11 protein-coding genes are annotated in these 12544 nt (G+C 66.5%); 8 read left to right on the forward strand and 3 right to left on the reverse strand.

What is annotated here, in order from left to right; translation table 11 throughout:
* Positions 1-87: 87 nt before the first annotated feature.
* The 4 genes from ACYVKQ_RS09835 to ACYVKQ_RS09850 all read left to right on the forward strand — a co-directional run bounded on the left by ACYVKQ_RS09835 (position 88) and on the right by ACYVKQ_RS09850 (position 3524).
* Positions 88-840: a porin family protein gene (locus ACYVKQ_RS09835; RefSeq protein ID WP_460577982.1), complete on the forward strand. Its 753-nt coding sequence runs from the start codon at positions 88-90 to the stop codon at positions 838-840.
* A gap of 305 nt (positions 841-1145) precedes the next feature.
* Positions 1146-2132: an XAC2610-related protein gene (locus ACYVKQ_RS09840; protein WP_460577983.1), complete on the forward strand. Its 987-nt coding sequence runs from the start codon at positions 1146-1148 to the stop codon at positions 2130-2132.
* Positions 2133-2186: 54 nt separating this feature from the next.
* Positions 2187-3176 (forward strand): ABC transporter ATP-binding protein, encoded by a 990-nt coding sequence (locus ACYVKQ_RS09845; RefSeq protein WP_460577984.1) that lies wholly within the window; start codon positions 2187-2189, stop codon positions 3174-3176.
* A 96-nt stretch (positions 3177-3272) separates the two neighbouring features.
* The gene (locus ACYVKQ_RS09850) at positions 3273-3524 is read left to right on the forward strand and encodes a hypothetical protein (RefSeq protein WP_460577985.1); all 252 of its coding nucleotides are present in this window, start codon (positions 3273-3275) and stop codon (positions 3522-3524) included.
* A 175-nt stretch (positions 3525-3699) separates the two neighbouring features.
* Here the strand turns inward: ACYVKQ_RS09850 and ACYVKQ_RS09855 are convergent, their stop codons facing one another.
* Positions 3700-4110 (reverse strand): hypothetical protein, encoded by a 411-nt coding sequence (locus ACYVKQ_RS09855; RefSeq protein ID WP_460577986.1) that lies wholly within the window; start codon positions 4108-4110, stop codon positions 3700-3702.
* 179 nt (positions 4111-4289) lie between these two features.
* Here ACYVKQ_RS09855 and ACYVKQ_RS09860 point away from each other — a divergent pair, with 179 nt between their 5' ends.
* Positions 4290-7121, forward strand: coding sequence for an MSEP-CTERM sorting domain-containing protein (locus ACYVKQ_RS09860; RefSeq protein WP_460577987.1), 2832 nt, complete (start codon positions 4290-4292; stop codon positions 7119-7121).
* 181 nt (positions 7122-7302) lie between these two features.
* A complete protein-coding gene (locus ACYVKQ_RS09865) occupies positions 7303-7989 on the forward strand; it encodes a DUF2459 domain-containing protein (RefSeq protein WP_460577988.1) in 687 nt (228 codons plus the stop codon).
* Positions 7990-8105: 116 nt separating this feature from the next.
* Here ACYVKQ_RS09865 and ACYVKQ_RS09870 read toward each other — a convergent pair whose 3' ends face one another.
* Positions 8106-10673, reverse strand: coding sequence for a T9SS type A sorting domain-containing protein (locus ACYVKQ_RS09870; RefSeq protein ID WP_460577989.1), 2568 nt, complete (start codon positions 10671-10673; stop codon positions 8106-8108).
* A 213-nt stretch (positions 10674-10886) separates the two neighbouring features.
* On the opposite strand from ACYVKQ_RS09870, the gene ACYVKQ_RS09875 reads away from it, so the two are divergent.
* Positions 10887-11420, forward strand: a complete 534-nt coding sequence (locus ACYVKQ_RS09875) for a metal-dependent hydrolase (protein ID WP_460577990.1) — start codon at positions 10887-10889, stop codon at positions 11418-11420.
* A gap of 143 nt (positions 11421-11563) precedes the next feature.
* Here ACYVKQ_RS09875 and ACYVKQ_RS09880 read toward each other — a convergent pair whose 3' ends face one another.
* A complete protein-coding gene (locus ACYVKQ_RS09880) occupies positions 11564-11758 on the reverse strand; it encodes a hypothetical protein (protein ID WP_460577991.1) in 195 nt (64 codons plus the stop codon).
* Between the two features lie 292 nt (positions 11759-12050).
* On the opposite strand from ACYVKQ_RS09880, the gene ACYVKQ_RS09885 reads away from it, so the two are divergent.
* Positions 12051-12533, forward strand: coding sequence for a LexA family protein (locus tag ACYVKQ_RS09885; protein ID WP_460577992.1), 483 nt, complete (start codon positions 12051-12053; stop codon positions 12531-12533).
* Positions 12534-12544 lie beyond the last annotated feature (11 nt).

The following is a 12544-nucleotide window of genomic DNA, read 5'->3' on the forward strand; positions in this document are numbered from 1 at the left end:
TGCAAACCGGCCGCTTCCCGCAAGGGAGGCGGCCGGTTTAATGTTGGCCTACTGCCACCGTCGGACCAGTTGGGGTATCTTCGAAGTATGAAATACTACTTCGCTTTATCTTTTGCGTGGTTAGCATCCGCTAGTGCTTACGGGCAGCTGCGCTTCGAAGCCGGGCCGCAGCTGGGGCTGCACGTGGGCCTGGGCGACTACCACCACATGGGCCGCACCTACGATACCAAGCTAGCCCTGAACGGGCAGGCCGGGGCGGCGGTCAGCCTGGGCTGGCGGCACTGGGGGCTGCAGGCTTCGGGGCTGTTTGCGCAGAAAGGCATCCGCGTCGACGATGACTACCAGCCCGATACCCGCTTCACCAACATGCTGTACGTCCGCTCGCGGCAGCGGTACCGGTTCGACTACCTGACGGTGCCCGTCAACCTGGTGTACCACCTGCGCGCCGACGGCCAGGGCCTGCAGGTGTTCGGCGGCGGCTACGTGAGCCGGCTGCTGGGCGGGCGCTTCCGCTACGACGACGTGAACGTGATGATGTGGGACGGCGCGCCGCTGGTCTACGCCGGCGACGGCAGCCGCAAGGTTCGCGCGGCCGACGTGTACGAAGAAGACCGGGAGCGGGGGCGCCTCTACGTGCGCCCCTGGGACGCGGGCGTGCAGGCCGGCCTGGGCTACCGCCACCAGCGTCTGCTCGTGCAGCTGGGCTACACCCGCAGCCTGCGCGACCTGGGGCCAACCTACCCGTACATGGGGCCAAATTTTAGGATGGAAGGCCCGTCGTACAAGCTGCGCGGCCTGCAGCTAACGGCCACGTACCTGCTGCTCGGCACCAAGCCGTAGGCCGAGCCGAACGGGTGGAAACCCGGCTGCTTCCCGAGCAGGGAGGCGGTCGGGTTTGCGTTTCTGAAAGAGCAAAAAACGTCGTGCCGAGCACGTTGCGCATCAGGCAAGGCACCATCACCTTCTGCGCGCGGATGTTGGGTAATCGGGTTCGGCGAAAAGCTTACCACCGAACGAAAGGCGCCGGGGGCTCGATAGAATAGTAGCTGCTGCCGTGTTCTATTGTACTATTGTTACTGCACGTTCTTTGCGCCGAAACGGCCCGCTAACTTATTGCTATGCGCCGCTATGTAGCTTTGTTATTATTGCTAGTTTCCTTTACCGCCCAGGCCCAGCGCGAATACCTCATTGATGACTTTTCGCCGCAGTACTACGCGAGAATCCGCATCGAGCAGCCCACAGAGGTGTCTAACCCCGGCTCGATAGCCGTGTACGATAAAGCAACAGGCCGACAGCTGCTCAAGGTTGACGCGGACCCGCTGTATTTCGGTCCCGACGACCGGGTGCCGGCTTCGCCCCGGCAGCGCGTGGCCTGCCGGGAGCAAAGCCTGATCATCCACGAGGACTTCAACTTCGATGGGCGCAAGGACCTGGCCCTGGAGGACGGGCGCAACGGCTGCCACGGCAACACCACGTACCAGGTGTACCTGGCCACGCCCACCGGCTTCGCGCACAGCGAGCCGTTTACCCAACTAGCCGAATGCGAGCTGTTCCAAGTAGACGCCAAGCGCCAGCGGCTGAGCACGCAGCGCAGCGGGGCTTGGGGCTATACCCTTGAGGAGTACGCGGTGCGCGGCAACGTGCCGTTTCTAGTCAGCCGATTCAAGCAGGACCATGAGCACTGGCCCTTCCTGACCGAAACCCAGCAGACCTGGAACGGCCGCCGCCTGATGGCCTCGGTGCAGCAGCTGGTGCTCCTCGGCGAGGAGGAAATCATCTGCGCGTTTGCGCTGGCCGAAAGCAAGCGGCGGGTCGTTGTGTTTGCCCTGGATTCGACCACGCTGCACTACGCGCTGCTGCGCCCCGACAACAGCCTGGAATTCACGTACCCCGCGCCCGGTGCCGAAAACGCCCGGCCGTTTACGCTGCACCAATCGGCTACGGGCCTGAGCCTGCGCTTCCAGAACGGCTCAGCGCAGTATGAAATCTGCGAAACGCCCACCGGCCGGCTCACGGTGACGGCCCGCAGCGGGGCCAAAACGCGGAGCCTGACGGGCGTGGCGGCGGGCCGCACGGGCAGCCTGCAGCCGCTGCGCACGGCCCGGTTCGAGAACCTGCAGGCGCAGCCCTAACCCGCAACGCGGGGCGCTGCCGTTGCCCGTCGTAGATTCGTGTTTTCGACTGGTATGGATTTTCTGCGCGTCACCAACATCAGCTTCGAGGAGGCCGGCATCGTCGGGCTCCTCGATGTGAGCTTCACCCAGCAGCGGGGGCAGAAGCTGGCCGTGGCCGGCGAAACCGGCGCAGGCAAAAGCACGCTGCTGCAAATCGTGGCCGGGCTGGCTGAGGCGGCGTCGGGCCAGGTGTATTTTGAAGAAGAGCGGGTGTGGGGCCCGCACGACAAGCTGGTGCCCGGCCACGCGGGCATTGCTTACCTCTCGCAGCAGTTTGAGCTGCCCAAGTTTCTGCGCGTGGAGCAGGTGCTGCGCTACGCCGACAAGCTGCCGGCCGGCGAAGCGACCAAGATCTACGAGCTGTGCCAGATCGACCACTTGCTGGCGCGCAAAACCAGCCAGCTCTCGGGCGGGGAGCGGCAGCGCATTGCCCTGGCGCGCCTGTTGCTCGGCGCGCCGCGCCTGCTGCTGCTCGACGAGCCCTTTTCCAACCTCGACAGCGCCCACAAGCGCACCCTCAAGGCCGTTATCCGCGACGTCAGCGCCGAGCTGGGTATTACCTGCACGCTGATTTCGCACGATCCGCTGGACACGCTGTCCTGGGCCGATGAAATTCTGGTGCTGCAGGCGGGGCGCAGCGTGCAGCGCGGCACCCCGGAGCAAATCTACCGCCGCCCGGTGAGCGAGTACGTGGCCGGGCTGTTTGGCGACTACAACCTGCTGAGCGGAGCCGCCGCCCGGGCCGTGGCGCAGTACGCCGGCCTGGCCGCGCCCGGCCGCCAGCAGCGCCTGCTGGTGCGTCCGGAAAGCTTTCGGCTGACGAACGAGCCGGGGCAGGGGCTGGCCGCCACGGTGCAAACCGTCACGTACCTGGGCAGCTACTCCGAGCTGCTGGTAAGCCTGGCGCGCAGCCGCGTCACCGTCCGGACCACCGTGCGCGGCCTGCTGCCCGGGGCCGCGGTGCGCCTGCAGGTAGCCGCCGACGACGTGTGGGTGGTGTGAGCCGCAGGGCTGGGCAAACTTGCCTCGGCTTCCGGCGTACTGCTAGGGGAATGGGGCCGCCGACGGCCCCGTCCTTACCCTTTCACTTTCGCCCTCATGCCTGATCAACCACAGCCCAACAGCACCCCCAACGAAGCCGACGAGGCGCAGAGCCGCCAAGAGCCGGCCGCCCAGACGCCGGACATTGCCTCTACCGCCGTCGATCCGGCCAGCCCCCAGGCAACCCAGGGCCACATGGGCGACGGCACCGGCCAGCGCGGCGGCTACGGCGACAGCAGCCAGACCAACGGCATGGAAGGCGGCGACGCCGCGCCGGACCCCGAGCGGGGCACCGTTGCTGACTCCTGAGTCACGCTTATGGCTACGCGGCCGCGGCCGGTTCCCACCCAGGAATCGGCCGCTTTTTTTGCCCAAGCCTTCGGTTAGCTGTCGTACCGTGCTGAATGCCGCCCGGCTTCAGCGTTGGCCTGTCGGTGCGCCTACCGAAGCAACACACGGCTGCCCCTGAAGCAAAGAGCGCGACCTACAGCGTGACGACCTGCTCCGTGCGCGCTTCCCGCGGCTTGTGTATGAGGTAGTAATACGCCAGCACCAGCAGCCCGGCGCCGAAGGGAAACAGGGCCATGTGCTTGCCCGTGATGCCCTGCCAGACCAGCACTTCATCGAAGTGAAAAAACTCGCTGATCATCCAGTAGGAGTTGGCCGAAATCCAGAGCACGATGGCCAGGTTGTGGGCCAGTTCCGCAGCCAGGTGACGGGTGCGCCAGGCAATGACCACGGCAATCAGCAGCGTGGGCACCACCATGGCAAGGCCCAGGGGCTTCCACACCATGCACCAGCTCACGTCCTTGAGCAGCCAGAACACGATGTGCAGGTTTTCCATGCGGCGAAAGGACGCCGGAATAGCGTAGATCGGCTCGGTTGCGGGTTGCATCGATGGCGGAGTAGGAGAGGGGGCCAAAGGTAAAACCCCCGGGGCTACCCGGCGCAGCCCGGGCGTACCGAGGCAGAGATTTTTCTTTTACTTTGCTTTGAAATGCAAAGCTCTTTGTAATATGTTTGCTGCGCTTTATCCGTTGAGTTGCTCCACCAGTCCTTATTCCTGCCTCGCCGATGCGCAGTTTGCTTGATTCCAAGTGGTTATTCCTGCTGAACTCCCTGCCCCTGGTGGTGCTGCTCCTGCTGCTGGGCGGGGAGTACAGCGTCATCCATTCCCTGCTGTCGGCCGAGAGCCAGCAGATGTGGCGCTGGCTCGCACTGGCCTTGCTGGGGCTGGCCGCGCTGCCCGCCGGCTACGCCGCCTGGTGCCAGTGGCGCGGTCGGTCGCTCCACTGGCTCTACGGCCTGCTGGCCCTGCTGCTGAGCGTGGGCTTCATGTTCGTGTATTTCGACGGCATGGTTGGCAAGCTGTTTCCGCCGGTGGTACCCCGCTGGATGGTGGGCAGCGAAACCTCCCTGTACGCCTTCACTTTCCTGATGCCCACGGCCGTGCACGCGCTGCTGGTGCTGGTGGTGCACACCGTGCCGCCCGACCGCCCGGCGCGGGCGCTGCCCAGCTTCGGGGCGGCGCTGGCCGTGCCGCTGGCGTTTTTTCTGGGTGGCCAGCTGCTGTCGCTGCTTCCCTTCCACCACGGAGAGTGGGTCGACAACGTATTGGTAGCGCTGACGGTGGTGGCCGGGCCGCTAACCTTTCTGTTTTTCCTGACGCGCGGGCTATTCATCGTCGTCAGCCGGCGGGCGGGCGGATGGCAGCAACACCAGCTGCTCTGGAAAATCCTGATTGCCGGGATATTGCCGGTGCTGGGGCTGGCCGTCAACAGCGGCCTGCTGTTTGGCCAGTACGGCCGTGATTTCCACGGTGTGTTCGGCGACTTCGGCAGCCCTTGGTTTTACGGCTTGGCGGTGCTGAACTGTCTGCTGCTGTGCCTGCCCGCACCGGCCGGCCGCTGGGCACAGCTGGCCCTGCTGGCCGCCCGCAGCGCGCTGCTGGCCTACACGTTGTACTTCTTCGTGGTGTTTCTGCCCTGGCTGCCGCTGTCGGTGCTGGCCGTCATCCTCGTCGGCACGGGCTTTCTGCTGCTGGCCCCCACGCTGCTGCTGGTGGTGCATTTGCAGCAGATTGGCCAGGACCTGGAGGGGCTGCGCGGCCGGTTTTCGCGGCGCATCCTCACGGCCACCGTGGCGGCCGGGCTGCTGGTGCTGCCCCTGATCCTCACGGCTACCTACCTGCACTACCGCCGCACCCTGCACGAGGCCCTGGCTTACGTGTACGCCCCCGACTATGCCCGCCGCTACGACCTGGATGCGGCTGCGCTGGGCAGTACCCTGGAAGTAGTGCAGCGCCACAAGTACCGCAGCCAGGACATGTTCGGCAGCGGGCAGCCCTACCTCTCGCGCTACTTCACCTGGCTGGTGCTCGACAACCTCACCCTGGCCGACGACAAGCTCAACCGCTTGCAGCAGATTTTCTCCGGCACCCCGCCGCCCCCGCGCGACCCCGCGGCGGCGGCGGCCGGCGGGCCGCGGCCCCAGCTCACGCGCCTCAGCCACCGCAGCCAGTACGATGCTCAGCAGGCGGCCTGGGTCAGTTGGGTTGATTTGGAGGTAACGGGCGCCGGCGTCCCGGAGTGGGCCAGCCAGGAGTACGCCACCGAGTTCAGCCTGCCGGCCGGCTGCTGGGTGCAGGATTATTACCTCGATATGGCCGGCCGGCGGGAACACGGCGTGCTGGCCGAGAAAAAGGCTGCTGCCTGGGTGTTTGCCCAGATTCAGAACGAAAACCGCGACCCGGGCATCCTGCACTACCTCACCGGCAACCGCCTCGGCCTGCGCGTGTTTCCGGTGGGGCCGGGCGAAGTACGCCGCACCGGCATCCGCTTCGTGCACCAGGAACCGGTGACGCTGAGCTTTGACGGCCAGCGCGTGCAGATCGGCGACACTGCGCGCCCGACACCGGGCGAACCGGCCACCCCGAACCGCGAGGTGGTGTACGTGAGCCGCGCCGCCAAGCAGCGCCTGCCCCGGGTGCGGCGCCGGCCCTACTACCACTTTCTGCTCGACGCCTCGGCCGGGCAGCAACCGCACCGGGCCGAGCTCATCCGGGCCGTGCAAACCCAGCTGCAGCGGCCCCTTGCCGCCCCGCCGCGTTTCACCCTGGTCAATGCCTACGCCCAGCCGCTGCCTGCCGGGGCCGACTGGCAACAGCAGCTGCGCGCGGCCCCCGCCGCGGGCGGCTGTTACGCGGCCGGAGCCATCCGCCGGATTCTGGTCGAAGAGCAGATGCATCCCGCCGCTACCTACCCAGTGCTGGTGCTCGTCACCACCGACTCCGGCCGGGCCGTGCTCGACAAGGACTTTGCCGACCTGGCCGCTGCCTACCCCGAAAGCCCTGCCTACTACGTGCTGACGCCTGTTGGCGGCCTGCAGCCGCATTCCCTGGCCGACAAAGCCGAGCTGCCCTGGCCCGCGGCACCCGCGCCCGGCGCCGTGGCGCCGGTGCGGGCCTGGCCCGCCGCCGGGCGCCCCCACGCCTACCTGCCCGACGACGACCAGCCCGCCGTGGTGCTCAACCAACCCCACGTCACCTTTCCCGCCGACGCTCCGACCGCCTGGGCCGCCGGGCTGCTACTGGCCGGCTACACCCAAGAGCTGGCCCTGCACCCGGCCAAAGCCGAAACCGCCCGCTTGGCCGCCATTCAGGTCAGCTTCGGGTCGGGCATCATGACGCCGCTAACCGCTTACCTCTCGCTGGAAAACGAAGCCCAGAAAGCCGCCCTGCGCCGCAAGCAAGCCGAAGTGCTGCAGGCCAACGCCGCCCTCGACGCGGGTGAAGACACCCCGCCCACGGCCGTACCCCTCGACGGTGGGGCCTCCCTACTGCTGGCCACCGGCGGAGCGCTGGCCCTGCGGCAGCTGCGGCGCCGCCGCAAGCCGGCGGCCCGCTGAGCACTGCCGCCAACGGCCTGCAGCGCACCAGCAAGCGACAACCCAGCCGGAAAGGCCGGGATGCGGGCCGCCGCAGCCACTGGCCGCTGTTACTGCCCGGCTTTGTTCCAAGCTCGGCAGCCGAACCCGGGCTGCGTCCGTATGAGGCGCAGCCCGCCTCGAAAAATCGGTGGGCCTTCGAATGGCAAACTCTCTCCAAAAAGTAGCAAAGGGCGTTGCCTACGCGGGCGGAGGCCTGCTGGGCGCGTTAGCCCTGTACCTGGCCGCCGCCGCGGGCCTCTCGCGCATTCCCGTCGGAACGCGCCGTGCGCCCGCGCCCGGCGACATCGAGGCTTACATCCTCTCCAACGGCGTGCACACCGACATTGTGGTGCCGGTGCGAACCGCTCAACTCGACTGGGGACGCCTGATTTCCTACGCCGACACGCCCGCCGCCGACAGCACCATGGAATTTGTCGGCTTCGGCTGGGGCGACAAAGGCTTTTACCTGAGCACGCCCACCTGGGCCGAGCTAAAGCCGAGGACGGCCGTGGAAGCCATGTTCTGGCTGAGCACCACGGCCATGCACACCACCTTTCACCACCGGCCCGCGGAGGGCCCCGACTGCGTGCGCCTGTCGCTGAGCCCCGCCGAGTACGCCCGCCTGATTACGTTTATCCGGCGCAGCTTTGCCCTCGATGCCCACGGCCGGGTGCGCCACATCGAAGGCCACAGCTACGGCCGCTACGACGCGTTTTACGAGGCGCGCGGCACCTACAACCTCTTTTACACCTGTAACTCCTGGGCCAACGCTGCCCTGAAGGCCGCCGGCCAGCGCGCTGCCCTCTGGACGCCGTTCGACTTCGGCATTTTTTGGCATTACCGGTAGGCACATCCCCGCGTCGGCCGCTCCGCAAACGGCATGCGCAGGGTGAAACCGAGTCGGCCCCGCCAGCGCCCGGGGGCGGGAGCTGGCGGGGCCGAAGCAGGTAAAATAACCAGGGTTTAGCGCTGGATGGCGAGGCGTTGCTGGGCGGGGCCGTGCTGCGTTTCCACGCGCAGCACGTAGAGGCCCGGGGCTACCGTGCCGAGCGGCAAGGCCACCGTGGTTTGCCCGGCGGGCACTGACCAACGCTGCACCACGCGGCCCTGCAGGTCCAGCAGCGTAGCGCCGCCGCGCGCCGCCGTGGTGGGTGCCGGCAGCTCCAGCGTCGCGTCGTTGGCCGCCGGGTTGGGGTAAGCCGTCAGCGCCAGCGCGGCCCGGCCGCCGCGCGTAGCCAGCAGCGTGTTGGTGAGGCGAGCCAGGCCAATGCGGGTTTCGCCCGCTACCCGAGCGAAGCCGCCCCACAACAGAATCTTGTTGTCGGTGGGCTGCAGCGCAATACCGTTCAGAACCGAGCCGGAGTAAATGCTTTGGGGAATGGCCACCGGGCCGAAGCTGGTGTCCAGGCTGCCGTCGGGGTTCAGCCGGACCAACTGGGCCGCGGCAGGGTTGGGGTTGTTGATCCGCAGCCCGATGATGCGCCCGTCGGGCTGCAGGTACAGGGTGCGCAGAGCAACCGCGGCCGAAAAACCCGGGTCGGGGACGCCTGTGCGGCCAAGGCGCACCAAGCCGTTGGGCGTGTTCAGTGCGCCGAAGGTGGTAAACGTACCCGTGAGCAGCACTTCGCCGCCGGGCAGCGTGCCGGCCACCGAGAACAAAGTCGGCTGACTGACGAAGTAGCTGTTATCGGTGGTGCCGTTGGCATTGAAGCGCAGCAGGTAGCTGCGGCCCATGTTCTGATCCGACCAGTTGGCCAGAATCTGGCCGTTGGGCAGCGGCGTCAGCAGGGGCACGTCGTTCAGGGCCTGCCACGGGGCGCTGGCCGGCACGAAGGCATCAAGGGTGCCGTTGGGCAGCAGCTGGGCTACGCCGGGGCGGGCCACGCCGTTGATGGTGGTGAAGTTGCCCGAGAGCAGGATGTTGCCGTTGGGCAGCACCTGCGGCCCCAACGAGCGGAAGGAGCCGGCGGTGGGCAGGGTGATGACTACCGTCGCGAAGCTGGCATCCAGCGCCCCGTTGGGCAACAGGCGCGAGTAGGAGTAAGTGGTGTTCGAGGCGGTGTAGCGCCCCACGTAAATGCGCCCATCCGGCTGCACGAAGTACGTGCCGCCCACGGCCGGGGTAATAGCCGAGTTGTAAGTGCCGTCCGGGTTGAGCAGGTGCAGACCGCCAGTGTTGGGTACCGCCGTGCCGTTGAAGCTGCTGAAGCTGCCGTTAATCACCAGCTGCCCATTGCTGAGCGGCGCGAGCGTGTTGACGGTGCCCTTAAACTCCAGCACTGGGTTGTAGCTCGGGTCCAGGGTCGCCGTGCTGCTGAGTCGCGCCAAACCAGTGCGCGGCGTGCCGTCGTAGCTGGCGAAGGTACCGCCGGCCAAAAACTGGCCGTTGGCACTTTCGATCAGGTCGTACACCTGCCCCCCGCTCGACCCAATGCCGGCGCCCGTGGCGAAGCCGGGGTCCAGGGCGCCCGTACCGCTGACCTTGGCGACGCCGCCGCGCGGCGTGCCGTTGTAGCTGGTGAAGTTGCCCATGAGCAGCACGCTGCCGTCGGCGCGCAGCCGCATCTGGTACACGGCCCCGTTCGTGTTAAGCGCACCGGCCTGAAATGTGTTGTCCGGAGTGCCGTTCAGGTTCAGGCGCAGCACGCTGCCGCTGGGCTGGCTGTTGAACTGGTTGAACGAGCCGCCGATCAGCAGCTTGCCATCGGGCTGCTGCACGATGGCCCGGACGGCACCGGCCACCCCAAGGACCGCGCCCGTGCCCACGCCGAACGTAGCATCCAGGGTCCCATCGGTATTGAGGCGAGCCAGGTTGCCCACGCTCGTGCCGTTGACCGAGTTGAACGTTCCCCCGATGACGATTTTGCCATCGGCCTGCACCAGGATGACGTCCACCGTGCCAGGGCCGGTGTTCAGCTGCACGCCGCTGCCCAGCACGAAGGAGTTGTCCACGCTGCCGTCGGCGTTCAGGCGGACCAAGCTGCTGATCGGCTGCCCATTGTAGCGGATCATGCTGCCGCCGACCAGGATCCGGCCGTCGGGCTGCACCGCCAGGCTGCGAACCGTCGTGTTGCCAAACACGGTCGGCTCAAAGCCCACGCCGCCTGAGTTAAAGGCCGCGTCCACGCTGCCGTCGGCGTTCAGGCGGGCCAGGCCCGGGGCGTACACGCTGTTGTAGTACACCGAGTTGACGGAGCCCACCAGGATCTTGCCGTCGGGCTGAAGCGCTAGGGCTTGCACCAGCGCCACGTCGGGGCCGCTGCCCGTTTGGGTCAGAAAGGCCGCGTCCACGCTGCCGTCAGCGTTGAGGCGCCGCACTTTGCTGGTCAGCACGCCATTCACGAAGTCATAGCCGCCGGCCACCACCACCTTGCCGTCGGGCTGGGGAAGCATGGCTCGCACGTAAAAGGGGTTGGTCGAGGCCAGCTTGAGGACGGTGGGGGCAAAGCTGGGGTCGAGGGTTTGCGCCAGGGCGGGCGGCCCGAGCAGCAACAGGAGCGTTAGAAAACGCAACAGGTAAGCGTGCTTCATGGGGAATAATTTGAGGAGTAAGGATTAAAAACCTTTATGGGCCGGGCTACGGCGGATCAGGCTTTCGAAGATAATCGTCAGCTCCGGCTTAGCCGCAGCCCTGCACCAACTGTGCAAAGTAGCAATACATCCGATGCCTTGTTGCCCCCGCAGCTCGCAAGCCGGCCACACAGGGCCGGGGCACTTGCTCCGGCCGCTATCTTGCCACCCGCTATGCCTACCATCTTCACCCACGCCCTGGTGGCGGCCGGCCTCGGCCGTATCGTGCACGCCGGTGCGTTGCCGGCCCGTTTCTGGGGCCTTACCGCGCTGTGCGCCATCCTGCCCGACTTCGACGCGGTGACCTTCAAACTCGGCATTCCCTACGCCAGCCTGTGGGGCCACCGCGGCATCACGCACTCCCTGCTTTTTGCCCTGCTCACCGGCCTGCTGATGGCTTACGCGGTGTGGCCCCGCGCCGACGCCCGGCCGCGGGCGCCGCTGGCCCTGTGGTTTGCCGTGGCCACGGCCTCGCACCCCGTGCTGGACATGCTCACCAGCGGTGGCCTGGGCGTGGCGCTGCTGGCCCCGTTCAGCGCCGAGCGGTTTTTCTTTCCCTGGCGTCCGGTCCGCGTTTCGCCCGTGGGCGGCGGATTTTTCTCGGCCCGGGGCGTCGCCACGCTGCTAAGCGAATTCCGCTGGCTGTGGCTACCCACCTTGTTGGCCCTGGCCGCCGCCGTGGGGGTACGGGCACGCCGCCCAAACTGATTAATCCAAGCTGGGGGCTTTGCGGCGGGCGCGGTCAGTGTGCGGCCGCGTTCAGGCTCCAGGGCTTTGACGCTCCTTGGCCCGTGTCAAAGAAAAAGGCCGCACAAGGCGGCCGGATCGTGGAACAAGGAGCAAAAGGGGCGTTAGTTCAGCCACACCTCGGCCAGCGGCTCGAAGCGCCGGGTGGCAAAAGCCCCGTACGGCCGCTCGGCGTAGAAACCGAGCACGTGCACCTGCGGCTCGCCGGTGCGGGCGTTGGTGCGGTACTCCACCGGGTATACCTGGCCTTTGGCAGGCCAGTCGCCGATGTGGTCCGAGGGGCGGCGGGTGGCGTCCACGCAACGGGCATACTGCTGGACGGGGAGGGGAGTTGGAAGCTGACTCTTCTTCGTTCTGCGCATATCCAAAAATAAGGATATTCCAGATAAACTAAAAATATTAGGTAGAAAAATAAGAAGAAAATCGTCCCATTAATTCTGTTTTAATGGGATGTAAAGAAGATGGAGTTGGGGTTCATAGAAAAAAAGTCAACCATCACGGAACTTTTCAAACGCCCTTGTAAAACTAAATGCTAAAAAAATTAGTAAATAGCGGCGTCGGCCAACGGACAAGTGGGGGCCGGCCCGCTTTATGACGCGCATTGCCCCATTTTCTGTTAGCACCGACTGGGCCGGCCTGACGCTGCCCCTCTTCGCCTGCGCCGTGCCCGCCGGGTTTCCCTCGCCGGCCGACGACCACCTCGATGCCCCGCTGAACCTGCACGAGATGCTGTTCAGTCATCCGGCCTCCACCTTCCTGGCCCGGGTATCGGGCGACTCCATGACCGGCGCCGGCATCCGCCACGACGACATCATTGCCGTCGACCGGGCCCTGGTGCCGCAGGACGGCTGCATCGTGGTGGCCGTGCTCGACGGGGAACATACCGTCAAGCGCCTGCGCCGACAGGGCACGCAGACCTGGCTGGAGCCCGACAACCCGCGCTACCCCATCATCCGGCTGCAGGAGGACAGCACGTTGGTTGTTTTCGGGGTGGTCACGCACGTCATCCACGCCTTTCGGCCCCGGCTGAGCCGCACGCTGGCGCAGGTGGCCCGCGGCCGCAAACGCCCGTAGGCGCGCCCTGG

This window comes from Hymenobacter coalescens, assembly GCF_054783195.1.

Coding starts and splice junctions, on each gene's coding strand:
- ACYVKQ_RS09855 (WP_460577986.1), bottom strand. CDS start 4,110: ATGCAACCCGCAACCGAGCCGATCTACGCTATTCCGGCGTCCTTTCGC.
- ACYVKQ_RS09885 (WP_460577992.1), top strand. CDS start 12,051: ATGACGCGCATTGCCCCATTTTCTGTTAGCACCGACTGGGCCGGCCTG.
- ACYVKQ_RS09835 (WP_460577982.1), top strand. CDS start 88: ATGAAATACTACTTCGCTTTATCTTTTGCGTGGTTAGCATCCGCTAGT.
- ACYVKQ_RS09865 (WP_460577988.1), top strand. CDS start 7,303: ATGGCAAACTCTCTCCAAAAAGTAGCAAAGGGCGTTGCCTACGCGGGC.
- ACYVKQ_RS09870 (WP_460577989.1), bottom strand. CDS start 10,673: ATGAAGCACGCTTACCTGTTGCGTTTTCTAACGCTCCTGTTGCTGCTC.
- ACYVKQ_RS09860 (WP_460577987.1), top strand. CDS start 4,290: ATGCGCAGTTTGCTTGATTCCAAGTGGTTATTCCTGCTGAACTCCCTG.
- ACYVKQ_RS09850 (WP_460577985.1), top strand. CDS start 3,273: ATGCCTGATCAACCACAGCCCAACAGCACCCCCAACGAAGCCGACGAG.
- ACYVKQ_RS09845 (WP_460577984.1), top strand. CDS start 2,187: ATGGATTTTCTGCGCGTCACCAACATCAGCTTCGAGGAGGCCGGCATC.
- ACYVKQ_RS09875 (WP_460577990.1), top strand. CDS start 10,887: ATGCCTACCATCTTCACCCACGCCCTGGTGGCGGCCGGCCTCGGCCGT.